Below are 26,738 nucleotides of genomic sequence, written 5' to 3' on the forward strand. Positions count from 1 at the left end.
AATCACTCTACAGCGTTCACATCTGACATTTGAAGCTTCATCTTAGATGGATCTGACATTCCATCTACAATTCCCAATTGTTCCTCATTCAGTGGCAACAATATCAAAGTTGCTGTATGAGAAGGTAATTCGCCGCTATCCGTGATGAAATAACTTACCTTTTGATTATCAAAAATAGTCTTTCCATCATAAGACCAAGAAATTGAAAAATTCAAATCTTTCTTGATATCCATATCTGTCTTATTGACCAACATGAGCGCTGCTCTTCCTTCAGAAATAGCTCCCGTGAAGTAGAGCGCCATATTACCTTCACTTCCGAGTTCAGGATGGTCCTTGACCAATTTTTTTCCTAACTCAATTAGCTCAGATTTTTTACCTTCATACTGAGGTGCTACTACAAATTTCAAACCTTTTTCTTCTTTAGAAGACTCTGATACTTTTGTTTCCTTCGTCGTTTGATTGGAAGTCGACTCTTTCGTATCTTGCTTAGACTGACTACAAGCTGTTAAAGCAACCAAACTAGCCAGTAATAACATCATTTTTTTCATTTATTATTCTACTCTCGTGACTCTCACTCAGAATTCATTCTTTCCTATCATACACGAATTTTTTGTAAAGAGCAAATTCATTACTAGATATAGATTTCCTCAAATAGACATATAAAAAACCACCTGCAGGTGGTTTTCCATCTTATATCTTCGTCAAAGGGGTCGCGGTATCTGGCGAGGTATCTAACACCTCAAAATCATGGCCAACAGCTAGATCTGCTCGAGCCAGTTGATTCTCCATGGTCATATGGGCCAATTCTTTGATATTGTTCTCTTTTGACAAATGTCCCAGATAAATCTTCTTGGTGCGATTCCCCAAGGTTCGGATCATGGCATCCGCACCATCTTCGTTAGAAAGGTGGCCTAAATCAGACAAGATCCGCTGCTTCAAGCGCCAAGCATAAGAACCTGCTCGAAGGATCTCTACATCATGGTTGGACTCAATCAAATAGCCATCCGCATCCGCGACGATACCTGCCAAGCGATCACTCACATAGCCCGTATCCGTCAGCATGACGAAGCTCTTGCCATCCTTCATAAAGCGATAGAATTGAGGTGCAGCAGCATCGTGACTGACCCCAAAACTTTCGATATCGATATCGCCAAATGTCTTGGTCTTCCCCATTTCAAAGATGTGCTTTTGAGCATCATCGACTTTCCCTAGATACTTGGTGCCTTCCATAGCCTTCCAAGTTGCTTCATTAGCATATAGATCCATGCCATATTTCCGCGCTAAAACACCCACACCATGAATATGGTCTGAGTGTTCGTGCGTAATCAAAATGGCATCTAAGTCTTCTGGTTTGCGATCAATTTCAGCCAATAGTCCCGTAATCTTTTTCCCTGATAACCCTGCATCAATAAGCAGTTTTTTCTTTGGCGTCTCAAGGTAGAAAGAATTCCCACTAGAACCTGAAGCTAAAATACTGTACTTAAATCCCTCTTCTGTCATTGACTCCTTATTCTTCCTCTTCTGTATCCCAGTCGTCTTTAATAGCATCTTTGTCGTACGGCAAGACAATGGTAAAGGTAGATCCCTTGCCATATTCACTCTTGGCCCAAATAAAGCCTTTGTGTTGCTTAACGATCTCCTTAGCAATGGCTAAGCCTAGACCAGTCCCACCTTGGGCCCGGCTACGTGCCTTATCCACTCGGTAAAAGCGATCAAAAATGCGAGGCAAGTCTTTCTTGGGAATCCCCAAGCCCTCATCTGAGATGGAGATAATCAACTGGGCGTCTGTCGTTTTCATCCCTACCTTGATCTTTCCACCATCAGGTGAGTACTTGATGGCATTGTTCAAGATATTGTCGATCACCTGGGTCATTTTATCCGTATCAATTTCCACCCAGATCGGAGTGATCGGGTATTCCCGGATCAGTTCATACTTCTTGGTATCTTCTTGCGATTGACTCTTGATCTTATCAAAGCGGTTTAAAATAAAGGTGATAAAGGCCGTAAAGTTGGTCAACTCGATGTCCAACTGACTGGTTTCATTATCGATTCGTGACAAGCTTAATAGATCTGTGACCATACGCATCATGCGGTTGGTTTCATTAAGTGAAACCTTGACAAAATCTGGTGCTACTGGCTCTGACAAAGCGCCATCGTCCAGAGCTTCCAGATAGGATTTCACACTGGTCAAAGGTGTCCGTAATTCATGACTCACATTGGAGACAAAGAGGCGACGTTCCCGCTCTTCCTTGTCCTGCTCTGTCGTATCGTGCAAGACAGCTACCAGACCAGAGATAAAACCTGACTCGCGACGAATCAAGGCAAAGCGCACACGAAGACTTAAGTATTCCCCATTTTCATCCTGGGAATCGATGGTCAACTCTGGTACTTCTGTAATCAAGCTGCGCAGATCATACTCGTCTCCAATCGAAAGCAACTCCAGAATACTGGTATTGAGCACCTCATCTGGATTGACATTCAATTGCTTGGCGGCCATTTCATTGACCATGATGATCTGACCGCGTCTATTGGTCGCAAGCACCCCGTCTGTCATGTAAGAAAGGATGCTGGTCAAACGCTTGGTTTCTTGTTCCAAGTTTTCATGCGTCAGGCGAATAACCTCAGACAGATCATTGATACTATTGGTCATATCCGTCAGTTCTGGACTTCCTTGCATGTCGACCACTTCGGAATAGTCCCCTGCAATCAGATCCTTAATTTTGGCGTTTAATTGTCTGAGCTTGATATTGTCCCTACGGTTTTCTAGCAAAAGCAAGGCTACCACAATGATAAACCCAACCGTAATCAGAACAAAGACAAAGTTCGACGACATTACAAATTGTTTTAGTTGATCAATCATTGTTTCTCATATAATATCCGACACCACGACGGGTCAAGATATATTCTGGACGTCCCGGTGTGTCCTCGATTTTTTCACGCAAACGACGAACCGTCACGTCTACTGTCCGAACATCACCAAAGTAATCATAGCCCCACACCGTCTCAAGAAGGTGCTCACGGGTCATCACTTGACCGACATGGGTCGCAAGGTGATAGAGCAATTCAAATTCGCGATGGGTCAAGTCCAATTCTTTGTTGCCTTTTTGAACCAAGAAAGCATCTGGAAGAATGTGAAGATCACCAATGACAATTTCCGTATCGGCCTCATTTTCAAGCTGAGGATCAGCCGCAAACTCAGAACGACGCAACAAGGCTTTCACACGCGCTTGCAATTCCCGATTCGAGAAGGGTTTGGTTACATAGTCATCCGCCCCGATTTCAAGCCCGATAACCTTATCAAATTCCGTATCCTTAGCAGATAGGACAATGATCGGCACATTGCTAGTCTTACGAATCGTACGCGCCACTTCCAAACCATCAATCTCTGGCAACATCAAATCAAGAATAATAATATCCGGATTTTCAGCCGCAAAGACCTCTAAAGCTTCCCGACCATCAAAGGCTGTCAATACCTCATAGCCTTCTTTTGCCATGTTAAATTTGATAATATCTGAAATTGGTTTTTCATCATCAACTACTAATATTTTTTTCATCTTACATACCTGTTTCTAATGATACTTTTCCTTATCAATCTCTATCTTCTTATTATATCAAACTTATGAAGAAATGTGGAGCCTCAATTGCTGGACTTTCCAATAAGAAAGGTTAAAAAAGACCGAGAAGTTAAAATCTCCGTCTCAGAAAAAACGAATGATATGTAGAAGATAAAATCACTTGAGTTATTCTAAAAATAGTTAATTTTCTACTTGCTAGAATGAATAAATCATTTATTAAAAACTTTCCGTCGTGAGAAAAATGAGAGTGGGACAGAAATCGGTCATTCGTTAGAATTCGATTTCGTCGTCCCACCTCCGCACAGTTGAGTAGGGCTGTAAAAGCTGATGAAATCAGCGTAGTAGAGCCCACTCAACCACTGCGTATTGCTCGACAATCCAAAGATAATTGAGAGGCTAGGACTTTTGTCCCAGCCTCTCTAGGGAGTTTTGGAACTCCATAGAAGTTCGCTGACGTTCTTACTCACCTAAGGGAAGGGTTTTTAGATTGTTTTATCCTCAATCTTTTTATTTTTTCATTATTTCTCAACACGTGATTTGTTGGCGATATCAGCTAGGATTGCTGCTACAAACTCATCATCTTTAAACATTAAAACGGTATCTACTTTCAGAGGAGATATCGTTTTTCTTCTTCGGATAAGGATACAAAAATTTCTGCCTTCACTATCTTTTAAATTGATTGAGTTCTTCAGAGAAAGACTGTAAACTTTTTGATATAATATCAAGGATGGACTGATGGATATTTAAAAAATTATGTTCAAAAGAATGACAGGTGAGAATTAAAAATATGTAAGATTGGACAGAAGTCTCTCTACCATCATCCATGCAGAAACAAGATTATATGAAATAAAAGGAGTAACCAATGTCCGGAAACTATTCAACACGTGAATTCCGCGAGAAACTATATGATGACCTTCATGTTCGATTAAGAGATACAGTGATTTTGATGTGTTCGATTTTTATTGCCTCTATAGGTCTAAATATGAATTCAACAGCTGTCATTATTGGAGCCATGCTGATTTCCCCTCTTATGACACCGATTATTGGACTGGGGTTTGGTTTAGCTATTTTTGATACGCGTTTAATCAAGCAATCTCTAGGGGTTTTATTTACTCAAGTATTGGTCAGTTTGCTTGTCTCGACTCTATATTTCTGGATTTCTCCCTTATCTTATGCAAGTAGCGAATTGATTGCACGAACCTCTCCAACCATTTGGGATGTTCTCATTGCTATTGCGGGTGGGATAGCAGGTGTCATTGGTTCAAGGAAAAAAGAAGCAAACAATATCGTGCCAGGAGTAGCCATTGCAACAGCTCTGATGCCACCTATCTGCACTGCAGGTTATGGTTTAGCTAATGGAAATGTACGATTCTTATTTGGAGCTCTCTATCTTTTCTTGATCAACTGTGTCTTTATCATGCTAATCAACATTGTTGGAACAAGAATTTTGATGAGAAAATCTCCCTTAAGTTCATTTAATGAGCTAAACATTAAAATGAAAATTGGGTTGATCTCCTTGATTGTATTATTGGTCCTTCCAGCCAGCTATTCAGCAGTCACTCTGACGATGGATCAAGCGCGAAAAGAAGGGATCAAACAGTTTGTAGGAAAAGAATTCGCTAATCATACGGTCATTAATCAAGTCTACAAGTCAAGGAATAATGAATTGGTCTTGACGGTTGTTGGAGATCCGATTTCAGAAGAAGAATTAGAAACCATTCGCCAAAAACAAGCCTCTTACGGTATTGAATCTGTTCAATTGAAAGTCAATCAAGTCCATAATTCGACAAAATTAGATAGTGAGACGACCAAGGATTTTTATGAAAACATTGACAAGTATATCGATCAAAAACTCTCTGAAAAAGATTCACAAAACGATCTCGTAAAAGAAAATGAGGCAGACAAGGATTGAGGATAGTCAACTTATCTAACTCATGGAAGCAAATCTTGGGGGGATATCCTATATCCAAAAGTTAATGGATAGAAAGGATTATTGATGAAGATACTATTTGTGGTGGTTTGACAGATCACTACTAGCCCAGCTTAATCAAAATGTAAAAAAGCAACAACTATTTCAGTTGTTGCTTTTTAGGTAGCTGAGATTTTGTTCTAGGTTAAATGGTTTATTTCTCAACACGAGATTTATTTGCAATATCTGCAAGAATCAATTCTACAAATGCATCCACTGACATGGTTTCTGTTTCTTTTTGACCATAACGACGTACGTTTACAGCCTTGTCTTCCATTTCCTTGTCACCAACAATCAATTGGTAAGGAATTTTTTGAGTTTGTGAAGCACGGATCTTGAACTGCATTTTTTCATTGCGTTCATCCACATCTGCACGAACACCACGGTCACGTAGTTTCTTAGCCACTTCCCAAGCATAGTCCACGTGTTTTTCGTTCGATACTGGGATAAGGGTTACTTGGTGAGGAGCAAGCCAGGTTGGGAAAGCTCCCTTGTAGTTTTCAATCAAGATCGCAGTAAAGCGTTCCATCGTTGAGATAACCCCACGGTGGATCATAACTGGACGGTGTTCTTCTCCATCTGCTCCAATGTAATGAAGATCAAAGCGTTCTGGAAGCAAGAAGTCCAATTGGATGGTAGAAAGGGTTTCTTCTTTACCAAGAGCTGTTTTCACTTGGATATCCAATTTTGGTCCGTAGAAGGCTGCTTCCCCTTCTGCTTCATAGTACTCAACACCCATATCATCAACGGCTGCTTTCAACATGCGTTGAGCATTTTCCCACATTTCATCGTTGTCAAAGTATTTGTGTTTGTCTTCAGGATCACGGTAAGACAAGCGGAATCGGTAATCTGTCAAGTTAAAGTCTTCATACACATCGATGATCAATTGAAGGATCTTCTTGAATTCTTCCTCGATTTGTTCTGGAGCCACAAAAGTATGACCATCATTCAGAGACATTTCACGCACACGTTGAAGACCAGTCAAAGCACCAGATTTTTCATAACGGTGCATCATACCGATTTCAGCGATACGGATTGGCAATTCACGGTAAGAGTGCACATGATGTTTGTAGACTTCAATGTGGTGAGGACAGTTCATTGGACGAAGAACAAACTCTTCTCCATCCCCCATATCCATTGGTGGGAACATGTCTTCACGGTAGTGATCCCAGTGACCTGAAGTTTTATACAGTTCTACAGAAGCAATTGGTGGAGTGTAGACGTGTTGGTAGCCTGCTGCTACTTCTTTATCAACGATATAGCGTTCCAACTCACGACGGATGGTCGCACCATTTGGCAACCAGAATGGAAGACCTTGACCAACTTCTTGAGAAATCATGAAGAGGTCAAGCTCTTTACCAAGTTTACGGTGGTCACGTTCCTTAGCTTCTTCACGCATTTGAAGGTAGTTCTTCAAGTCTTTCTTGTCAAACCAAGCAGTACCATAGATCCGTTGCATCATCGCATTGTCGCTATTCCCACGCCAGTAAGCACCAGCAACGTTCAGAAGGTGGAAGATTTGGATGCGACCAGTTGATGGGACGTGTGGTCCACGGCAAAGGTCAACGTATTCACCTTGACGGTAGATGGTCAACCCACCTTCGTCTTCTGAATGTTCTTCGATCAATTCTAATTTGTACGGATCATTTTTGAAGATTTCACGCGCTTCATCTTTGGTCACTTCTTCACGAACAGATGGGAAGTTTTCTTTCACGATTTTCTTCATTTCTTCTTCGATACGAGGAAGGTCTTCGTTAGAGATTTGACCAGCTTGGTTGTCTGTATCGTAGTAGAAACCATCTTCAATCGCTGGACCAACACCCAAGTGGATATCTGGGAAGAGGCGACGAGCTGCTTGGGCAAACAAGTGAGCTGCTGAGTGACGCAAGATGGGAAGAGCGTCTTCGTGATCAGGTGTCACGATTTCAATGCTTCCATCTTCAGTGATGGCACGAGTTGTGTCAATCAATTTGCCGTTGAATTTACCAGCAAGAGCTTTTTTAGCCAAAGAATTGCTGATAGATTGGGCAATTTCAAAAGTAGTAACGCCAGATTCGAATTCACGAACAGCGCCATCTGGGAAAGTAATCTTAATCATGATTTTCTCCTTATAAAGTTTTTAGTAGCTAAATGGGTGGGAGGTGTCTTTGAACATTGGAATCGTCACTCCTTTTGATGTCTTCATGAAGAAATCAAAAAAGCGACCTCCTCGAAAGGACGTCGCAACGTGGTTCCACCTTCATTTATGTTCCTCAAAAAAGAGGGACACCTCTGATTGGCTCTAACGTAGCCACCGTTTTATGTTTGCATAAAAGAATCACGAGTAGTCCCAAACCTATCCTCTACGCGATTTCCAGCCCCACGCGCTCTCTATCAGATTTCCTAGATTTGATATGTCTCTGTCAGTTATTATAGCACGATTGAAAAATTTTGCAAGAAAAAGTTTCATTTTCAATCAAAGAAATGCGTGATTTTACGGATTTTCTTCACTTGTTTGACCGAAGCCTTCATCATCTTCACAGATCCATTGACCGGAAGAGCAATCACCTTGGTCGGAATTTTCACAATGGTCTTAGACATCCGCTTAACCCGACTTTGCTCAGGATTCAAATCATTTGAAAAGTCTTTAGAGATGATTTTATCCAAGTAAAATTCGTAGACCCGACGGCCAAAGGTTGCTGCAGAAATATCATCAATCTTTTCTGCCCACTTGGTCTCATCGATTGGAGGCATCTCGTCAATTGCTTCAAGAATCGCTTGTGCCAGTTCGCTCTCTTCATAAAAGAGCTTTCCAAACATAGGATCATCAATTACATGATCGAGATAAGGATTGCCATGAGCGATGATTGGGGTACCACTTGCAATACTCTCTAAATAGGTCAACCCTTGCGTCTCACTCGTTGAAGCTGAAATAAAGAAGTCAGCTGCTTTATAGTAGAGAGCGGTCTCATTTGGTGGGATCATCCCTGTAAAGACAACCGCATCTGAAATCCCCAGTTTCGCCGCTTGTTTTTTCAAATCATCCAAATAAGGACCATCTCCAGCGACGATCAACTTAACTTTTGGATTGACCTTGAGGACATCCGGAAGGGCCGCAATAACAGCTTGAATATTCTTTTCATAAGAAACCCGCGACAGGCTCAGTAAAAGCGTTTCATCTTCTGCGACTTCATATTTTTCACGAAGGGCTGCTGTCTCTGTCGGAGTGATTTCCGGTCGGTCAAACTTAGCCAAATCAATCCCTGTAGGAATAATGCGTTTTTCTGCCTTGACCTTGTACTTTTGGAGCAAGTCATAGACGATCTCACTTGGACAGATCACGCCATCCAGATCATTCATATAACTTCTCACAATGTATTTGACCATACTTGGGCGAATAACCATGCCTCTTGCAATATAGCGGACATAGTCCTCATACTGGGTATGGTAGGTATGAATGACTGGAATCCGCAACTCGCGTCCAATCCACACTCCCAAAAGGCCCAGTGAAAACTCAGTCTGGGTATGGATAATATCCAGCTGGTATTGCTTGGCAATGGCAAGCGCCTTTGAGAATCCACGATATGCAACGCGGCGGTCCTTAAAGGCGAAGAAAGGCACACTTGGAATCCGAATGATCTTCCAATCTTCATAGCGGTTGACATCTTTATCCGTTGTCGTAAAGATAAAGACTGTGTGACCCAATTTTTCTAATTCTGTTTTGAGCGTCCGAATACTGGTCGCCACTCCCGAAACTTGCGGGAAATAGGTATCTGTAAATAACCCTACACGCATCTTACATCTCCAAAACTGTTTGATAGGCTTCGACCAATTGATAAGCCACTAAGTCAATCGAACGACTTTCAGCGACCTTGTAGCCCGCCTCCCGCTTGTCTACTTGTCCGTTCAAGACCTTGTTCAAGGAATCCACAAATTCGTCTACATTATGGCACAATTCAGAGGACGTCTCGTCAATCCAGCCATTGTATACTGGAATATCCCGCAAGACCGTGTGCTGATGACTGGCCAAGGCTTCCAAAACAACGATTCCTTCTGTTTCTTCATAAGATGGGAAGAAGAAAGCGTCTGAACCCGTCATTGCCCCTTGGAAGACCGCTCCCTTGAAGTAGCCAGGGAATTCCACATTACTCGGATGATCCTTTTCCACGATACGACGAATCTTACGCGGAATGATCCATTTGTTGATAGAACCTAGCCAAATAAAGCGCACATCCGGCATGCGACGGGCCACTTCTACGAAATCTTCAATCCCTTTGCGTTTAAAATAAAGCCCTGCACAGATGACAACCTTTTGACCTTCTTGGATATTAAAATGCTTGCGAAAGACTTCTTCTTTTTTCGGATCCTTCTTGTATTTTTCCAAATCAATCCCATTGGAGACCGCGATAATCGGTGTAGTCACCCCATAAGACTGAATCAGGTGTTTGGAATACTCAGATGGCGTGATCACATAGTCTGCCTTTTGGTACATGTGAGCCAAATACTTCCCAAACAAGGGCGCAAAAAAGTTAGACCCGATAAAGGAATTTTCAAAATCCTCACGGGTTGAATGGCCATGCATGATGACTTTCTTTCCACGACGCTTTGCTGCATGGAGCAAAAGGAAACTCCGTGGGCCATAGGTATTGATATGCACCACATCATAATCTCCTAAAATATCTGTCGTATACGGAATCCCAGCCAAATCAAGCGCATGCATTTGATGCTGCAAGGCTCGACCAATTCCTGATTTTTGTAATACGGATTTTCCTTCTAAATACAGTAAAACTTTCATACCTTCTATTATACCGAAATAAAGAGTGCCCAGCAAGTCTCTACCTGTTTGCAGTATAAAAAAGAGGCTAGAACAGTTCTGTTCGAAATTTAAAATTCTATTTTATTTATATACGATATACAAAATCCAATTGCGATTCTGTTTTTCCTCAATTTTTGAAAAACCAATACTTGTTAGTAACTGACTAAATTCATGACTTGTACGATAATCTGTCATATGATAATGTATTTTTTCTTTTTCAGAAGCAATTATCAAAGTAGAATTGCTGGACAGGACTCTATAAACTTCTTGAAAACTCTTTTTTATATCCTTCCAAAAAATATGGGTCTGAATAGCAAATATTCTATCAAAATAGTTATTTTGATAAGGCATATTCTCCACATTTCCAATCTTAAGTTGGACACTACCTTTTCTTATGGAATCTGAATGAACACGTTGGGCAGTTCTATATGATTCCTTAGAAATATCAATACCATGAATCTCAAGATTTTTATTTAAAGCAAGAAGGTTCTTGATAGTACTCCCGCCACCGTAACCAATTTCTAAAATTCTATAATTATCTGAAATAGTAGTCTGTTTAATCGCCCAAAGACTAAGTTTTTTAAAATAGAATGACCATATTTTTGTGATGACTCTACCAATAAGACCACTAGGTTTTTGAGACTGCTTAATAAGAAATTCAGTTAACATTAAATATCTTCCCTCAATTATTATAAGTTTGAAATATCATTAATTATATTTCAAACTTAATTGTATTGTAAATATCAGATATCGTCAAGAATTAATGAAATAATCTGAGATAAATTTCAAAGTTGTGCTATAATTGATATCAAATGGAGTGTTCAAATGAATCAATATCAAAAAACAACAGAAAAAAAGAAGCAAGCTATTATTCAGTCTGCTCTTTCTTTATTTAAAGAAAAAGGGTTTAAAGAAACAAGTATACAATCAATTGCAAAAGTCGCAGAAGTTTCTCCTGTGTCAATCTACAATTACTTTGATAAGAAAGATAATTTAGTAGCTTTATGTATTAATGAATTGTTTAAAGACATCATACAAGAAGCTGAAAACATTCTACTCAGTAATATAGATTATAAATCAAAATTAAATCAAGCCTTAGCTTTATGTCAGAAAAAAATAAGCCAACAGATTTCTAACTACTTTCAAGAAAAAACGTTAGAGGATCCTACTTTTACGAAACTTATGACAAAAGCGATAGATGAGAAAAAGCGTGAAATATATCGTGCATATATTGAGCTAGGTAAAAATGAAAATATAATTGCTAAAGATTTGTCAACAGAGGTTATTTTAAACGTCATGAGTGCTCTCAATAGCACAGGAAATCATCTATCTCCAAATAAAAACATAGAAGACGAAACAAAACAAATTCATCATATTTTGTTGTATGGTATTTTAACAAACTCTAGAACGATTTAATTGTAACTTACACATCAATATTTGAACCAACACTCATTCAATTTCACTTCATCATTACTTATGATTAATGACACATATAAAAAGAGGCTAGAACAGTTCTGTTCTAACCTCTCAGACTAGTAGACACGTCTTCCCAAGTCGAGACTCCAGTCTACTAATCCTTATTTTTTCGTCGTTCCACGTTGGTTGATCGTATGAGACAACAACACTTCGCGTTCTTCCAACTCTTCTTTGTGCATGATCTTTGTCAACATCCGCATACTAATCGCACCAAGGTCATACAAGGGTTGGCCAATCGTTGATAGATTTGGACGCGTGTAACGTGTTACTTGTGAATCATCACTAGTAATGATTTCAAAGTCTTCTGGTACTTTGATACCGTGATCAGACAAGCCGTTCAAGAGACCTGCAGCCAATTCATCACCTGTGACAAAAGCAGCTGTTGCTTTTGACGCAATGATGCGTTCTGCCAAGTTGTAACCTTCATCATAACGGTACTTGGATTCAAAGACAAGTCCTTCGCTGTAGCTCAATTTTTTCGTTTTCAAAGCTTCTTTATAGCCAGCCAAACGGATTTTTCCATTGATATCATCCACCAATGGGCCACTTACAAAAGCAATTTTCTTGTTGTGTTTTGCCAATTGTGCAACAGCATCAACAGTCGCTTGCTTGTAGTCGATATTGACACTTGGTAATTGGTGTTCTACATCGACTGTCCCAGCAAGGACGACTGGCGTCCGAGAGCGTGAAAACTCTGAGCGAATCTTTTCTGTCAAGTGATAGCCCATGAAAATGATTCCATCCACTTGTTTTGAAAAGAGGTTGTTTACTACTGAAACTTCTTTGTCATCGTCTTCATCGCTATTTGCAAGGACGATGTTGTACTTGTACATTTCCGCAATGTCATCAATCCCCTTAGCCAAGGTAGAGAAATAGCTGTTGGTAATGTTTGGAATCACAACACCGACTGTTGTGGTTTTCTTGCTGGCAAGACCACGCGCAACAGCATTTGGACGGTAATCCAAGCGTTCGATCACTTCCAAAACTTTTTTACGTGTATTTTCTTTAACGTTCTTATTTCCATTCACTACACGACTAACGGTTGCCATTGAAACCCCTGCTTCACGGGCGACATCATAAATCGTTACTGTATCGTCTGTATTCATAAGATTTCCTTTCATTGTTGAAAATTTCGTTTTCATTCTCTAATTAATCCTATTTTATCATGGATTGTAAACACTTTCAAGTATTTTGGTAAAATTTTGTAAACTCTTGCTTTTTTAGGGAAAATTTGACAAAATAGATCCATAGAAAGAAGGTAGCATTATGTCTAAATTAGATCAAATCGTCGATTTTCTTGAAACTGAAAAAACAGACGTCGCTGTTGTATCTGATCCTGTCACGATCAATTACCTGACTGGATTTTACAGTGATCCCCACGAACGCCAACTCTTCTTGTTCGTCTATACAGACCACGAACCCCTTCTCTTCGTTCCTGCACTTGAAGTGGAACGGGCGACTGCAGTTGTCGATTTCCAAGTGGTTGGCTATGTGGATTCTGAAAACCCTTGGGAAAAGATTAAAGGGGCTATCGCAAAACCCGATGCCAAAACCGTTGCACTTGAATATGATAACTTGATCCTTACCAAATACAATGGCTTGCGCACTGTCTTTGAAAAGGCTCAATTCACCAACTTGACACCACGGATTAACCGGATGCGCTTGATCAAATCTGCTGATGAGATCCAAAAAATGTTGGTGGCAGGTCAATATGCAGATAAGGCTGTCAATATGGGATTCGACGCCATCTCACTGGATAAAACAGAAACTGATATCGTAGCAGAAATCGACTTTGGTATCAAACGCTTGGGTTATGAAATGAGCTTTGAAACCATGGTCTTGACTGGAAACAATGCAGCTAACCCACACGGAATTCCTGGAAGCAACAAAGTCGAAAACGATGCTCTCTTGCTCTTTGACCTTGGCTGTATGGTGAATGGTTATGCGTCAGATATGACTCGTACTGTTGCTGTTGGGAAACCAGATGATTTCAAAAAAGAAATCTACCACTTGACGTTAGAAGCTCAACAAGCAGCCATTGACATGATCAAACCAGGAGTAACAGCACACGACGTCGACCGTGCTGCCCGGAGCGTCATTGAAAAAGCTGGTTATGGTGAATACTTCAACCACCGCCTCGGACACGGGATCGGAATGGATGTGCATGAATTCCCTTCTATTATGGAAGGAAATGACATGGTACTTGAAGAAGGCATGTGCTTCTCAGTCGAACCAGGAATCTATATTCCAGGTAAAGTCGGTGTCCGTATTGAAGATTGTGGTTACGTCACAAAAGACGGATTTGGACTCTTCACAGAAACCAGCAAAGACTTACTTTACTTTGACTAATCCTTTTGCAATCAATTACAAAAAAGAATCAGGTCACTAAAGTGTACTGACCCAAAAAAATTAGACAAATAATTTAATTAAAGGATTTAGTTCTGTACTGTACAAGACTAAGTCCTTTTCTACCATTTGTGAAGTATATCAAGGTATTTGATTGAATTCCATAGTTAAACTACGGGAATTGCCTTCTTTTTGAACTAAAGTTTAGTGAAAAAAAGTGTACACTAAACCAACACCTCATTTGGTGATTTTTAGTGCCTTTTTATAAGCTTCACTATCCTTTTTGTATGCAGTGTTTTTATTGCTAGAAGTAAAATAACTGCCTGTATCATATTTTAAATTACCACCTGCTTTTAAATCATAGGTAACGACAATGTCACGACTATTAACAGAAAATGTAAAACTCTTGTTTTTTGTATCAACATTAGTTATAGCACGAGTTTCAATCTCGTAGAATCTTCCACCATTTTCATTAAACTCTAAGATAAGTTTAGCTTTACCATCATAAATATCATAATACTTTCCATTAAGAGTATTTTGTTTGGAACACGATATTAGAAATATAGTAGCAATTCCTATAATTAACAAAGTAATTAGTTTTTCATTTTGCAAGCCTCCTATAATAATATTATACTAGAAAAATATTACAGTTATTTAATACATATACTAAGAATAGAAATTTAGAAATATACAGGCTGAAGAAAAAGTCCATTTTGGAAAATTTTCTTCAGTCTTTGTCTTTTACTAGAGAAAGTAAAAGTCTCTTAAGAATAGCGATACATCAGTATTCCTAAGAGTTTTCACTATAAAACTAACAACCTCCAACAGGTCAATTTTTTTACTGCAGATAGGATTTGTATACATTCTGAGAAATTTATTCTATTTTGTTATTCTAATCATTGGTTTTTAAATCCTTTAGAGATACAATACAACTAGATAAAAGCGCTTCGATTATTATAGAGAGAAGAGAAGTAGGTATATGACTCCCCGTCATGTTTAAATGAAAAGGATTAAAAGATGCATTGTTAATTAATACTAGCATTTATTCTTATTCAATAGAAAATTTGAGTGTTTACTTAATATATGTAAAGGGTAATATTTACTTATGTTAAAAAAGCACTAGTTCCACTAGATAAATTATAATACAACAATAAAGATTTAACATTTTTATCCTTTGTGTGGTTTAATTTAGCAAAGAGAAAGGAGCAAGTTATAATATGAAAAATTTGGGATTATTTTTTTCTATTGTTTTAATATTGGGTAGTATAATTTTATCATATTATGGTTTTAAAAATGGGAATATTTTTTAGTACTTTCTGGCATATTAGGGATTATTGTTTTTTTAACCAATATAGTAAAATTAGAAAAGAAGTAAGGTTATGAAAGCTAGGAGAAGTATTTGGGTACTAATAGCTCTGTCTTTAGGAGTTATATTTTGCTTTATATTTTCCAAACCAGTAAATGCTGATATATATAATGTTGGAAATTATACAGTTACAGAAAATGGGAATGTAATTTCTGCAACTAATCAAGAAACAGGTTTATCAGCTTATTTAAACAGAGATACTGGCTTACTCACAGATATTGATGGTACACTCTCTTATGTTGACATAAACAATGACAATGGTGCTGATTATATACCAGCATTTTCTAGTACTGATTTCTTAGTTGCTTCAGGACTTCGTCCTGGTGTTTGGAATTATGTCACAACCGTCACATATAATTTAGAATATCTCCAGTCAGTACAATCATTTATCTTAGGTTTGATTGCTTTAATACCGAGTCCAGCAAGCTCTTATACTAGTGGAGCAAGTCTTGCACTTGGGGGTGCTTCTTTAGTGAACAGTAAAGTTACCGTAAAATTAACTCAATATTATGACCCTGCTCAATCAAGAAAAATTAAAGAAGTCGTAGTCACTTATTCAAATGGACGAAAAGTCGGTTCAACTTCTTATGTACGTGATATTTTTTTAAATTTATATTACGCCTTAATATTCATGTACTAAGTATTATCTCATTTTAGAGAGTGGGACAGAAATCGGTAATTCGTTAGAATTCGATTTCGTCGTCCCACCTCCGCACAGTTGAGTAGGGCTGTAAAAGCTGATGAAATCAGCGTAGTAGAGCCCTCTCAACCACTGCGTCTTGCTCGACAATCCAAAAACAATTGAGAGGCTAGGACTTTTGTCCCAGCCTCTTTTCAATATAATCAAAAAAGATAGTATAAGACTTTATTGAAACGTGAATCTTATAGCCTTCTTTCAAAAGAGGTCATATAACCTCTTTGAAAGAACTTAGAAATAAAAAATTATCTTATTTAAATAAGATAACCTCTATGAACTGCAAAAAAGCACACCCTATTTGAACCTCGTCCCTAGAATTTTCCATTGTCATCATATGTTCTTCCTATTTCCTGAAAAATCGATGAATCATCCATAGAACATCTTTAAGTCCTTCTTTATAAATGAATGATGCCTTAGTCAGTTTTTCTTGCATAGAAATCCATCCATATCCTCCTTACTTCTTCTTTAACAAGATGCTTCGGAATTCACAACTTAATTTTTTTATTGAATAGCTTAGTCACTTTCTAATTATTTTCTTTTTGTACAGGAAAAACAGCTATTATACTATAAATAATTGATTGTAAATCAACCGATTTTAGTTTATAATGCAGATGAAAAGTTTAACAAATTTCTATTTTTATAATGGAAATTTTGATTACATTTAGGAGACCTCATCATATGAAAAAATTAACGAAATTAGGTATCGCATCGATTTCCGTATTTGTATTAAATACTTATACTCATACGATTGTGAAAGCTGATGAGAATAGGAGTTCAGAGACTTCTGTAACAGTAGAATTATCAACAACTGAAGCAAATGCACCACAGGGAGAACATTCTATCGTAACGAACAATGATTCTTCGAGCGCTGAGGACAATGTTCCTTCTAGTGTTGGAGATTATACTCTAGCTACAACCACTTCGGAAACTACTAGGAGTACAGCCACTCCTCCAAAAAGTAATATCGTAAACGAAGATGGATATGTCAATGTTGAGGGACATCCCGCAGCTTTAACAGATGATGGTGAGAATGTTGTCTATTCTTATACCGTTGCGTTTAAAGGAATGCATTCTAGCGATCATGGACAAACAGTTCGCGATATCAGACTCCGTATTCCAGACATTCCAGGCGCTAAAGTTGATTTCACACTAATAGGAACACGAGATGCCAATGAAAATCCTGTTCCCGTCAATGTACCAATGAAAGTCATTCTTCCTGATGAAATTGTTTCGGATTCTGACACTGATCCTACTACTACCCTTAATTCAGATTCCTCAATTGTTCCAACAGCAGAAGAATTAAGGGCAGGAAAAAAACCGGCAATTGTTAATATGGATGAGAGTGGATATAACTATTCTGGCGATGGAATTGTTCACTTATATGGAATTAGTTCTAAAACTCTAAAAAGTACTGCTTTTCGTGTAGCTATCACACTTCCATTAGAGGAGGCAAAAAAAATCAAGTACTTACCGATTGATGCCCGTTTTGCATGGAAATGTAGCCAAGAAGGTGGGATAGCCAGTTATGAAGAAGGCTGTCAGAGTTTAGAAGAATATAAATCTAATCAGGTTTATTTTGCTGATGAGGATGGTAATCTAAGTTATGGTGGGTTGGGCAATCCTACCCTAGTGGATGAAAGTTACGTACAGGATGGTCATCTCATCAAGTCCGTTGCAAGTCCAAATACCTACATTACACCTAATAATGGGGACTGGACCAAAATTCCAAATGACACCAATATTGATCCCGATACTTTCTTTAACTATGTGAAAATATTTTCCTTAAAGGAAAATAAATCTATTACGTATTATGCATCTGAAACAGAAGATATGGCTGATCAAGACGTATCTGCTTTTTACCAAGGAAACGTTCTGATCGACTATGTGATCAAAGGATCCAACCAATCCATCAAACCTACATATACTGATACTGCCATGACTTCTGTCTATGGATTGGATGGTAGACTTAAAAACTACAACACAACAGAAAATAATCTCGAACGCCCAGACTATATTATTTTTAATGGACAAAAATATCTTCTAGTAGGGATTTCATCCTCATCTGCACCAGAGATTGGTCCTATGAAAGAGGGGACGCTCCATGTAGTATATGAATATGTGAAGGAAGCTTATAATCCTGTTACTCCCGTAGCACCAACTCCAACACCCGTTTCACCAATAGTCCCTGAACCAGTTCAACCAAGCCAAGAAGAAGTTAAAAAAGAAAATCCGCTCTCTCACGAAGGAACTGTAGATCCTCAACCATCTCAGAATTCTGTTACTAAATCAGTAATGGATTTAAAACAAGTAGGATTGCCAAAAACCGGAGATTCTAGTAGCAATGTATTCTTTAGCTTCTTGGGTGCCTTAACAGGTTTCCTTGGATTCTCCCTCATCAAAAAAAGAAAGAGTGAAAGATAATAGAAAATTCTAAGCCGTTCACCTGTCTGGAAGCTGGCAAATTCTAATAAGAGGTTATTTTGAACCCTCGCAAATCTTTACTCTCTACTTATTGATCGTAGCAGTCTATTTTCTCTTTAACTTTGCTCTCTCTAGTTTTTCTCACCACTTATCCAAAAAGTGGGCAAAAGCTATAGACTAATAGAGGTTCAAGTTCCGATCTCAGCAAAAAAGATCGAAGAAGCTTATACTTCTTCGATCTTTTTCTTATGAAACCGATTCGAGTTTCATTCTTTTCTGCGTATCTTCTACGACGTCTTTTAAAGTGGTTTGAGACATTTCTTTTTCCATAGCAGTCTGAATGTCCTCAAGCTTCCCATCTAAAACATTGTGGATATTGTGGCCAATTGGGCAGGCTGGATTTGGATTGTCATGAAAACCAAATAATTGACCTGTCGAACCTAAACATTCTACTGCTTGATAGATATCCAGCAAACTGATCTCATCGGCTGCTTTTGCGAGCTCAGCTCCGCCTGTCCCACGCGCTACATGGATCAATCCAGCTTTCTTCAACTGAGACAAGGTCTTTCGAATAATAACAGGGTTCACGCCGACACTTCCTGCCAAAAAATCACTGGTTACTTTTGTTTTTTCTCCTTGTAGAGCAATCATGATCAAGACATGAGTCCCAATGGTAAAGCGACTCGAAATTTGCATAACTTCACTCCTTTCTACCCGTTTTTGAAGGTAGAGTCTATTGAACAACCGTCAAGGGACGACTTTCGTTATTCCTATTATACTCTTTTCAGTTGTAATGTCAACAGTTACACTATTGGAAGAAGTCCTCTAGCCAAGCATCGATTTCTCGATCATGACCTTCTCTCTGCTCAATTTCATGAAGGAGCTCATGATTGTGGGTATGATGAATGCCATTGACCAAACTTTCATAATACACTTGGTAATAAGGAAGATGGAGGTCTTTTGCCAGTTGCAGTTCTTTTTGGACATCATAGTCCACCCGTCTAAAATCGACATCTTTTAGCCCCATTTGATCAAATGCGAGAATGGCATACATGGCCCGAAGGTCCTTGCGAAGATTCTTTTCCAAAAAGAAAGGTTGACCGATCGATCCAGGATTGATAAACAGTTCTCCTCCTGTCCCGTAGCGGAAAAACTGCTGGTGAATGTGTCCGTAGACTGCAATATCACAAGACGGGTTTGTCACCAAGCGATCAAAATCCTTCTGCTCACCAATGTGGATCAATTCGCGACCCCAATTCTTATCAGGTAAGTGGTGGGTAATGCCGATCTTTAAACCTGCGATTTCTCTATGGACCTGCATGGGCATTTTCTGCATGTCTTCAATTTCCTGGGGCGTGATTTCTTCAAGAATATATTGACACTGGCGCATGAGGTAGCGATGACTGGGTCTGGTCTCATCCAACATTCCCCTCATGGCCCGCCAAAGGCTATCTTCCCAGTTTCCAAGGACTTTTACCGTAATCGGTAACTCCTCTAACAGCTCCAAGAGGGCCAGTCTCCCTTTTCCAGGCATCAAACTATCTCCTAAGAGCCAATATTCATCCACCTTGGCTTTTCGACTATCCCCTAGGACAGCTTCCAATGCTGTCGTATTTCCATGAATATCTGAAAGTAAAGCAATTTTAGTCATGATCTTCTCCTTCTCTCCATTATAACAAAGAGAAGAAAAACTTCCACCCAAAGGTGAAAGTTTTATGAACATTCCATGCTACCAGAAATGAAAAATCAGGCTAGAGGGCCTGTCGCTATCAGCTACAGGCTTTGTATCTTAGTCTACTGATTTGAGGGCTTCGAGCATGTCTACTTTTCGGAGATAATGGTCAACATAAATTCCTAACAGGATCAAGAGAAGGATCATTCCTCCGACAGGAAATAGAAAAACTCCAAGTCCCACTTTAGGGTAAAAGAGAATGGCATCTGGTGCAATCATGGCAATGAGGAATTGGTGAAGATAATAACCACCCACTAATCCCAAAAGGATCCCTATGATAGACAATAAGATAGTTTCGCGGTAAATATAGAGCGTCACTTCCTTATTATGGAATCCTAAGACCTTAATGGTCGATAATTCCCGGATCCGCTCCGCCACATTGATATTGGTTAAATTATACAAGATCACGATGGCTAGCAAGATCGATACGACTACTAGAATCATCATAGTGGTGTCCAAGGATTTGGCAACTGAATTAAAGAGGGAAATCATCGAAGCATTCTGACGAACCGCCTTCACAGCTGCAAGTGCCATCATATCCCGACTAATAGCCTGCACTTGTCGTGTAGAAGGATTTTTCAACTGCACCAAATAGCTATTTGCTGAAGTCCGCTTTCCGTAGATCTTTTGGTAACTTGCCTGATCCATATAGACAAAATGGCCGACATAATTTTCAGTGATCCCTGCTACCTTAAAAGTATGGCCATCTAAGGTCAGTCGATCACCGACTGTAACCTGGGCTAGTTGTGCTAGCTTACTACTGATGATGACCCCTTTCTTGAGAGACAAGGACTCTTCCTGCTTGAGAGAACGCAGGCTGACAAAGGGAGAAAAATCTGTACGATCCGTTACCATCATCGTAATGGTCTGCTTGTCGCGTCCACCCTTTAAAGATGCTTCGATGACCTTACTATAGATCGGTCGATAATCTTTGATATCTGATTTTTCCAGACGATTGGTTAATTCCTTGCTTTCTTGGCTTGATGCATTGGTTTTTTGGGCTACAATCAACTCATATGATAGGATCTCTTGAAATTGGCGTTTGGGAACCCCTCCTACAGAAGATTGAATCCCTAGCCCTGCGAAGAGAAGAGCAACAGAACCTGCCACTCCAAATATGGTCATCAGCATCCGCTGTTTGTAACGAAAGAGATTACGAGCAGTGACCTTGTGGGTGAAACTCAGACGCTTCCAAATAAAATGGAGACGCTCCAGGAAAATCTTCGAACCAGATACCGGTGGTTTGGGCAGTAATAAAAGATTGGCTTCTTCTTTTAATTCCTTACGCGAAACCCAGTAAGCCGGAAGCACACTCGCAACGAAAGACAGTCCGAGCGCAATCAGAGTCATATCTCCATAAAAATACTCTCTGCTCTCTCCAATCACCATCCCTTGCGTAATAATGTTGGAAATGATCCCCGATAGGAAATAATGGCCCAGCAAGGTTCCTAGAAGGGTACCGATCGTCCCTGCAAAGAATCCATAGAGGACAAATTTGAGAATGATGTCCCTGGTACGATAGCCCAGTGCCTTAAATATACCTGCATTGGTCCGCTCTTCATCGACAAAGCGGGTCATCGTGGTAAAGGTCACCATGGTTGCTACCAGATAAAGAACAACCGGAAAAATATTTCCGACAGCGGAAATACTACTACTAGCATTGCTATACATCAAGTAACCTTGTCCACCTGGCATGGTCTTGCGGTCATAGACATGATAAGTTGGAATTTCCAGCTGATCTCGCTCCCTTTGAGCTTTTTTCAGCTCCTCCTCTTTTTTTGCGAGCTCCGTTTCACCTGCAGTCCAGTCCTTCTTTTTCTGATCCAGTTGTTCTTTGGCTTGATGGAGCTTTTCTTGACTGGCTACTTGCTCTTTAGCTGGCAGAAATGGAGCTAATTTCTTGAACTGGGCCTCCTGCAAGTCTAATTGTTTTTGAGCCTGATCGATCTGATTTTTAGCTGACTGGAGGGTTTCCTTGGCACGACTGAGTTCTTTCTGGCCTTTTTGAATCTGCCCATCCGCCTCCTGCTTGAGTCTTTGATAGCGGGCCTTTCCATTGTCTTTCAGAAGTTTTTCTAACTCTTCTTGATGAGCTTTGAGCCCTTTTTGGTAGACTTGCGAAAAAGAATCTAAAGACTTCAGATCATCAAACTGGATCCGCGCCATCGCGGGAAGTTTAGTCGTAAAGACCTCTTTTGAAACTAGTGCATAGGCATCTAGATTTCCACTACCACTCATGGCAGTGCCTAAATTCTTTTGAGACCACATCTCAGAGGATTGAACAAAACCAACAATGGTGAATTGCTTTCGCTTTAAACTAGAGCGCGTTCCAGCTTTTTCTTCAAGTGTGAGGGTATCCCCTATCTGATAGCGATCCTCCCAAAAACTTGCTAGGGCCAGTTCCCCTTCTTTTTTGGGCAGGCGCCCCTTGGTCACACGAAAGGAAGAAAGACTTTTTGGGACAGAAAAAAGTCGAATTGCCTTTCCTGTTCCTTTCACTGTCAAATCCAGCAGTGAACCAAATTCGACACGCGCCCCTTTGACTCCTAAAAGCTCCTCTTGGTCTGCCTGGTCTAATCCCAAGTCCCCCATGACAGCAAGATCTAGCATATTTTGTTGCTGAATAAACTGGTTAGCCGTTCGGTGCATATTTGGAGTAGTCACCTTTAAGCCAACCAAGGCCAAGCTTCCCAACAACATCAAGGTTAAGATGGAGAGAAAACGTCCTTTTGAATGTGTAAAGGAAGCAAATAGATCCTTCCAATAGACTTTTCGTTTCATGCTACCACCTCTTCTAATATTCTAGTGTAGCAATATCTTGAGGAAGCTCATTGATTTCTACCGACTTGACCTTGGCATCATGCATGCGAATCACACGGTCTGCAATCGGAGCTAGGGCACCATTATGGGTTACGATGATGACCGTCGCTCCCTTTTTTCGAGACATATCCTGTAAAATCCCCAATACTTGCTTACCCGTCTGGTAATCCAAGGCTCCCGTCGGCTCATCACAAAGGAGGATTTTAGGATTTTTCGCCACTGCCCGAGCGATCGCCACCCGTTGTTGCTCGCCGCCTGACAATTGAGCAGGAAAATTATGAAGACGATTGCCAAGTCCTACTTCTCTTAAAACAGCCTCCGGATCTAGAGCATCAGAGACAATTTCTGAAGCCAACTCAACATTCTCCTTAGCTGTCAAATTAGGGACCAAATTATAAAATTGAAAGACAAAACCAACATCATTTCGTCGATAATTGGTTCGTTGATGGGCATTGAGCTTTGCAATATCCACCCCATCAATCAGAACCTGACCCTCGTCATTGGTGTCCATCCCTCCTAAGATATTGAGAACCGTTGATTTTCCAGCACCTGAAGCCCCTAAAATAATGACCAACTCGCCTTTTTCAATCTCAAAGGAAACATCCCGGTTAGCGAAAATCTCTGTCTCTCCACTCGTATAGTGCTTGTAACAGTGCTGCATTTCGATGTAGGCCATTTCCTCTCCTCCCTCCTACTTCCTATCTATATTATAGTCCTTTTCTGATAGATTACAAAGAAATCGAGGTAGTAGAAAACAAGGTTATCCTAAATTATCATGAACTTTTATAAATTTTATGCTATAATTAGAGACAAATTTGATTTATTCTTAGAAAGAAGGCTCATTGTGAGTTTACAACAGTTTGAAAGGAAATCACTTCAAGAAATCAACCAATCTATTGACGTGCCAAAAGGGATCCCTTTTTGGAAGACCCTTCTGCTCTTTTCAGGACCAGGAAGTCTAGTAGCTGTCGGCTATATGGATCCGGGAAACTGGATTACTAGTGTCGTCGGAGGGGCCCAATACCGCTACCTCCTCCTATCAGTGGTTCTTCTCTCGTCTTTAATCGCCATGCAGTTGCAACAAATGGCTGGTAAACTAGGGATTGTCCATCGTAAGGATCTGGCCCAAACAACCGCCCATCATTTGCCAAAATGGCTTCGCTATACTCTTTGGATTGTGATCGAGCTTGCCTTGATGGCGACAGATTTAGCAGAAGTCATCGGATCAGGGATTGCCCTCCACCTTCTTTTTGGCTGGCCCTTGCTCTTTTCTATCCTGATCACTATCTTTGATGTCTTCCTATTACTAGGACTCATGCATCTAGGATTTCGAAAGATCGAGGCCATCGTATCAACCTTGATCCTCACGATCCTTGCAATTTTTGGCTATCTGGTATTCCTATCGAAACCAGATATCGGAGGAATCTTCGCTGGCTTCCTCCCTCAAAAAGAGGTGCTAGGAATTGGACTTCCAAAAGGAAATGAAGCCTTAACCTTGGCGCTTGGAATCATCGGGGCAACAGTAATGCCCCACAACCTCTATCTCCACTCTTCCATTTCGCAAACGCGAAAGGTGGACTACAAAGATCCAGCAGATATCAAACGGGCAGTGCGCTTTATGACCTGGGATTCAAATATTGAATTGAGTTTGGCCTTCGTCGTCAACTCCCTCCTCTTGATTCTTGGAGCAGCCCTCTTCTTTGGTCACGGAGATAAGATCGGTGCTTTCTCTAGCATGTATAATGCCCTCAAAGATAATCATATTGCCGGCGCTATCGCTAGTCCCTTCTTGTCTACCCTCTTTGCCATCGCTTTGTTAGCCAGTGGTCAAAATTCAACCATTACTGGGACCCTAACCGGTCAAATCGTTATGGAAGGTTTCTTGAGATTCCGCTTACCACAATGGGTCGTTCGTCTCATGACTCGGATCATTGCCCTTCTTCCTGTCATCATCGTTGCGATCTTATTTGGAGATCAGGAACATGTCCTTGATGACCTTCTGGTTTATTCTCAAGTCTTCCTATCAGCGGCTCTTCCATTCTCCATCTTCCCTCTGGTTTATTTCACCTCCAACAAGGAAATCATGGGAGAACATGTCAATGCGAAATGGAATACCTTCTTAGGCTATCTCGTTGCGATTGTCTTAACCATCTTAAATTTCAATTTGATCGTGACAACTTTTATCAAATAAAGAGAGAGTGGGACAGAAATCGGTAATTCGTTAGAATTCGATTTCGTCGTCCCACCTCCGCACAGTTGAGTAGGGCTGTAAAAGCTGATGAAATCAGCGTAGTAGAGCCCACTCAACCACTGCATCTTGCTCGACAATCCAAAAATAATTGAGAGACTAGGACTTTTGTCCCAGCCTCTTTTTATTTATTACACTCCCTTTTCCATCTTGCTCCTCCATTTCCTAAAAATTTCCTGACCATTTTTTTAGGAGGGAATTATTTTAAATCACTAATTATTGTGAGATTTTCACAAAATCTTGTCAGTGCCCGTCATTCATAAATTTGTAAAATTTTTGCACATTTTTCGTTATCTGTACAAAAATGAGAATTATTGTCTAATTTATATTTTTGGAGTATAATGCTATTTGTTAGTGTCGTGAAATTATTTAACCTATAAATTATTTCAATATCAAATAAATAGAAACAGATTGATACAACTACAGAAAGGAACATATGGTACGCCAAAGACAAACAACAACCAAGTCAGACTTACGAAATGCGCTCTCAAAACTCCTCTTGCAACAACCTTTTGAAAGCATCACTATTCGACAATTAACCGAAACCGCTGGGATTAACCGCGGGACCTTCTACTTGCACTATGTCGATAAATACGACATGTTTGAGCAAATGAAAATGGACATGATGCAAGAATTGGATAGCCTCTTCGTTGAAGGAAGCCCTGTCAAGGTAAACTTTCTCAATGTGTTGACCGCTATTAAAGACAATTATGATTTTATTTATGCCTTGTCCCAATCCTGCTGCTCAGACTTCCGTAAACTAGTAAGAAGTTTTACCCTCCATGCACTGGATGATACTCCCCATGCGAAAGAACACATCATTTCAGACTTTCAAGTTCCATACAAGTATGGGCTAGAAATTTTCATCGCTACCATCGAATCTGTGATTGTGACCTGGTTAGAATCCGGTGCCAAGGAATAGCCAATCGAAATCGGGACGATCATTCTCAGCGTCTGCGACTTTGCTAGCTGGAACTAAATTCCCCAACCTTTTCCTACCTTTATGGAGAAGGTTTTTCTTTTTGGCAAATGAACAACATATAGATCACCTTGTTCAACTTGTTTGTAGAAAGCAAAAAAGCAGGATCCTAACATCCTGCTTTTAGAATGTAGACAAATTACTTTAAAGTAAAATAAGTTAAGCGATTTTGCAAAAAAAATAAAAATGAGTTCCAATTTTTAAATCGATTCAAGAAAATACCGAAACTTTCCGCTGTGAGAAAAGTGCCTGAAACAATAACGTTTCAGGCACTCGGGAGTTTTGAGACCCTAGGCTCAAAACTAAGTCTTGGA

At 39.9% G+C, this 26,738-nt stretch carries 21 protein-coding genes; 7 read left to right on the forward strand and 14 right to left on the reverse strand.

Going from position 1 to position 26,738, the window contains the following annotated elements:
- Positions 1-2: 2 nt before the first annotated feature.
- The 4 genes from O3605_RS08290 to vicR all read right to left on the reverse strand — a co-directional run bounded on the left by O3605_RS08290 (position 3) and on the right by vicR (position 3,554).
- The gene (locus tag O3605_RS08290; protein ID WP_003008145.1) at positions 3-548 is read right to left on the reverse strand and encodes a putative periplasmic lipoprotein; all 546 of its coding nucleotides are present in this window, start codon (positions 546-548) and stop codon (positions 3-5) included.
- Positions 549-690: 142 nt separating this feature from the next.
- A complete protein-coding gene (walJ, locus tag O3605_RS08295) occupies positions 691-1,500 on the reverse strand; it encodes an exodeoxyribonuclease WalJ (RefSeq protein WP_023918725.1) in 810 nt (269 codons plus the stop codon).
- A gap of 7 nt (positions 1,501-1,507) precedes the next feature.
- A complete protein-coding gene (gene vicK, locus O3605_RS08300; protein WP_371585855.1) occupies positions 1,508-2,860 on the reverse strand; it encodes a cell wall metabolism sensor histidine kinase VicK in 1,353 nt (450 codons plus the stop codon).
- Entirely contained in the window at positions 2,853-3,554 is a 702-nt protein-coding gene (gene vicR, locus O3605_RS08305) for a cell wall metabolism response regulator VicR (RefSeq protein WP_003008151.1), read from the reverse strand. The genes vicK and vicR overlap by 8 nt, the downstream gene beginning before the upstream one ends.
- Positions 3,555-4,437: 883 nt before the next feature.
- Between vicR and O3605_RS08310 the strand changes: the two genes are divergently transcribed.
- Positions 4,438-5,487, forward strand: a complete 1,050-nt coding sequence (locus O3605_RS08310) for a DUF389 domain-containing protein (protein WP_371585857.1) — start codon at positions 4,438-4,440, stop codon at positions 5,485-5,487.
- A 211-nt stretch (positions 5,488-5,698) separates the two neighbouring features.
- On the opposite strand, the gene thrS is transcribed toward O3605_RS08310, so the two are convergent.
- The 4 genes from thrS to O3605_RS08330 all read right to left on the reverse strand — a co-directional run bounded on the left by thrS (position 5,699) and on the right by O3605_RS08330 (position 11,008).
- The gene (thrS, locus tag O3605_RS08315) at positions 5,699-7,642 is read right to left on the reverse strand and encodes a threonine--tRNA ligase (RefSeq protein ID WP_368385633.1); all 1,944 of its coding nucleotides are present in this window, start codon (positions 7,640-7,642) and stop codon (positions 5,699-5,701) included.
- A 353-nt stretch (positions 7,643-7,995) separates the two neighbouring features.
- Positions 7,996-9,318 carry a glycosyltransferase family 4 protein gene (locus tag O3605_RS08320; protein ID WP_195623468.1) on the reverse strand — a complete coding sequence of 441 codons (1,323 nt, stop codon included), beginning with the start codon at positions 9,316-9,318 and terminating at the stop codon, positions 7,996-7,998.
- A gap of 1 nt (position 9,319) precedes the next feature.
- Positions 9,320-10,318: an LTA glycolipid anchor biosynthesis glycosyltransferase, IagA/BgsA family gene (locus O3605_RS08325; protein ID WP_003008161.1), complete on the reverse strand. Its 999-nt coding sequence runs from the start codon at positions 10,316-10,318 to the stop codon at positions 9,320-9,322.
- A 102-nt stretch (positions 10,319-10,420) separates the two neighbouring features.
- Positions 10,421-11,008, reverse strand: coding sequence for a class I SAM-dependent methyltransferase (locus O3605_RS08330; protein ID WP_049485661.1), 588 nt, complete (start codon positions 11,006-11,008; stop codon positions 10,421-10,423).
- A gap of 156 nt (positions 11,009-11,164) precedes the next feature.
- Between O3605_RS08330 and O3605_RS08335 the strand changes: the two genes are divergently transcribed.
- On the forward strand, positions 11,165-11,755 hold the full coding sequence (locus O3605_RS08335; protein WP_024055141.1) for a TetR/AcrR family transcriptional regulator: 591 nt from the start codon (positions 11,165-11,167) through the stop codon (positions 11,753-11,755).
- A 161-nt stretch (positions 11,756-11,916) separates the two neighbouring features.
- On the opposite strand, the gene ccpA is transcribed toward O3605_RS08335, so the two are convergent.
- Positions 11,917-12,921, reverse strand: a complete 1,005-nt coding sequence (ccpA, locus tag O3605_RS08340; protein WP_061591300.1) for a catabolite control protein A — start codon at positions 12,919-12,921, stop codon at positions 11,917-11,919.
- A 160-nt stretch (positions 12,922-13,081) separates the two neighbouring features.
- Between ccpA and O3605_RS08345 the strand changes: the two genes are divergently transcribed.
- Entirely contained in the window at positions 13,082-14,164 is a 1,083-nt protein-coding gene (locus O3605_RS08345; protein ID WP_003005548.1) for a M24 family metallopeptidase, read from the forward strand.
- 234 nt (positions 14,165-14,398) lie between these two features.
- On the opposite strand, the gene O3605_RS08350 is transcribed toward O3605_RS08345, so the two are convergent.
- A complete protein-coding gene (locus O3605_RS08350; protein WP_049496976.1) occupies positions 14,399-14,773 on the reverse strand; it encodes a hypothetical protein in 375 nt (124 codons plus the stop codon).
- A gap of 767 nt (positions 14,774-15,540) precedes the next feature.
- On the opposite strand from O3605_RS08350, the gene O3605_RS08355 reads away from it, so the two are divergent.
- Both O3605_RS08355 and O3605_RS08360 read left to right on the forward strand, forming a co-directional pair.
- Positions 15,541-16,167: a hypothetical protein gene (locus tag O3605_RS08355; protein ID WP_049496979.1), complete on the forward strand. Its 627-nt coding sequence runs from the start codon at positions 15,541-15,543 to the stop codon at positions 16,165-16,167.
- Positions 16,168-16,902: 735 nt separating this feature from the next.
- A complete protein-coding gene (locus O3605_RS08360; protein ID WP_049496981.1) occupies positions 16,903-18,645 on the forward strand; it encodes an LPXTG cell wall anchor domain-containing protein in 1,743 nt (580 codons plus the stop codon).
- A 246-nt stretch (positions 18,646-18,891) separates the two neighbouring features.
- Here O3605_RS08360 and O3605_RS08365 read toward each other — a convergent pair whose 3' ends face one another.
- The 4 genes from O3605_RS08365 to O3605_RS08380 all read right to left on the reverse strand — a co-directional run bounded on the left by O3605_RS08365 (position 18,892) and on the right by O3605_RS08380 (position 23,873).
- The gene (locus tag O3605_RS08365) at positions 18,892-19,341 is read right to left on the reverse strand and encodes an Rrf2 family transcriptional regulator (protein WP_031576605.1); all 450 of its coding nucleotides are present in this window, start codon (positions 19,339-19,341) and stop codon (positions 18,892-18,894) included.
- Between the two features lie 112 nt (positions 19,342-19,453).
- On the reverse strand, positions 19,454-20,296 hold the full coding sequence (locus O3605_RS08370) for a metallophosphoesterase family protein (RefSeq protein ID WP_371585862.1): 843 nt from the start codon (positions 20,294-20,296) through the stop codon (positions 19,454-19,456).
- 138 nt (positions 20,297-20,434) lie between these two features.
- Entirely contained in the window at positions 20,435-23,158 is a 2,724-nt protein-coding gene (locus tag O3605_RS08375; protein WP_371585863.1) for an FtsX-like permease family protein, read from the reverse strand.
- Positions 23,159-23,171: 13 nt separating this feature from the next.
- The gene (locus O3605_RS08380; RefSeq protein ID WP_070665437.1) at positions 23,172-23,873 is read right to left on the reverse strand and encodes an ABC transporter ATP-binding protein; all 702 of its coding nucleotides are present in this window, start codon (positions 23,871-23,873) and stop codon (positions 23,172-23,174) included.
- A gap of 168 nt (positions 23,874-24,041) precedes the next feature.
- Here O3605_RS08380 and O3605_RS08385 point away from each other — a divergent pair, with 168 nt between their 5' ends.
- The gene (locus O3605_RS08385) at positions 24,042-25,388 is read left to right on the forward strand and encodes an Nramp family divalent metal transporter (protein WP_003013089.1); all 1,347 of its coding nucleotides are present in this window, start codon (positions 24,042-24,044) and stop codon (positions 25,386-25,388) included.
- A 493-nt stretch (positions 25,389-25,881) separates the two neighbouring features.
- Positions 25,882-26,367: a TetR/AcrR family transcriptional regulator gene (locus O3605_RS08390; RefSeq protein ID WP_371585865.1), complete on the forward strand. Its 486-nt coding sequence runs from the start codon at positions 25,882-25,884 to the stop codon at positions 26,365-26,367.
- Positions 26,368-26,738 lie beyond the last annotated feature (371 nt).

The sequence above is a fragment of the Streptococcus sp. 27098_8_99 genome, assembly GCF_041431935.1.
Classification (GTDB): domain Bacteria; phylum Bacillota; class Bacilli; order Lactobacillales; family Streptococcaceae; genus Streptococcus; species Streptococcus parasanguinis_D.

Bases quoted from the DNA above. Each gene is read 5' to 3' on its own strand.
- O3605_RS08345 (WP_003005548.1), top strand. From the start codon at position 13,082: ATGTCTAAATTAGATCAAATCGTCGATTTTCTTGAAACTGAAAAAACA.
- O3605_RS08290 (WP_003008145.1), bottom strand. From the start codon at position 548: ATGAAAAAAATGATGTTATTACTGGCTAGTTTGGTTGCTTTAACAGCT.
- vicR (WP_003008151.1), bottom strand. From the start codon at position 3,554: ATGAAAAAAATATTAGTAGTTGATGATGAAAAACCAATTTCAGATATT.
- O3605_RS08390 (WP_371585865.1), top strand. From the start codon at position 25,882: ATGGTACGCCAAAGACAAACAACAACCAAGTCAGACTTACGAAATGCG.
- O3605_RS08355 (WP_049496979.1), top strand. From the start codon at position 15,541: ATGAAAGCTAGGAGAAGTATTTGGGTACTAATAGCTCTGTCTTTAGGA.
- O3605_RS08360 (WP_049496981.1), top strand. From the start codon at position 16,903: ATGAAAAAATTAACGAAATTAGGTATCGCATCGATTTCCGTATTTGTA.
- O3605_RS08330 (WP_049485661.1), bottom strand. From the start codon at position 11,008: ATGTTAACTGAATTTCTTATTAAGCAGTCTCAAAAACCTAGTGGTCTT.
- ccpA (WP_061591300.1), bottom strand. From the start codon at position 12,921: ATGAATACAGACGATACAGTAACGATTTATGATGTCGCCCGTGAAGCA.
- O3605_RS08320 (WP_195623468.1), bottom strand. From the start codon at position 9,318: ATGCGTGTAGGGTTATTTACAGATACCTATTTCCCGCAAGTTTCGGGA.
- thrS (WP_368385633.1), bottom strand. From the start codon at position 7,642: ATGATTAAGATTACTTTCCCAGATGGCGCTGTTCGTGAATTCGAATCT.
- O3605_RS08365 (WP_031576605.1), bottom strand. From the start codon at position 19,341: ATGCAAATTTCGAGTCGCTTTACCATTGGGACTCATGTCTTGATCATG.
- O3605_RS08310 (WP_371585857.1), top strand. From the start codon at position 4,438: ATGTCCGGAAACTATTCAACACGTGAATTCCGCGAGAAACTATATGAT.
- O3605_RS08380 (WP_070665437.1), bottom strand. From the start codon at position 23,873: ATGGCCTACATCGAAATGCAGCACTGTTACAAGCACTATACGAGTGGA.
- O3605_RS08375 (WP_371585863.1), bottom strand. From the start codon at position 23,158: ATGAAACGAAAAGTCTATTGGAAGGATCTATTTGCTTCCTTTACACAT.
- O3605_RS08335 (WP_024055141.1), top strand. From the start codon at position 11,165: ATGAATCAATATCAAAAAACAACAGAAAAAAAGAAGCAAGCTATTATT.
- O3605_RS08325 (WP_003008161.1), bottom strand. From the start codon at position 10,318: ATGAAAGTTTTACTGTATTTAGAAGGAAAATCCGTATTACAAAAATCA.
- walJ (WP_023918725.1), bottom strand. From the start codon at position 1,500: ATGACAGAAGAGGGATTTAAGTACAGTATTTTAGCTTCAGGTTCTAGT.
- O3605_RS08370 (WP_371585862.1), bottom strand. From the start codon at position 20,296: ATGACTAAAATTGCTTTACTTTCAGATATTCATGGAAATACGACAGCA.
- vicK (WP_371585855.1), bottom strand. From the start codon at position 2,860: ATGATTGATCAACTAAAACAATTTGTAATGTCGTCGAACTTTGTCTTT.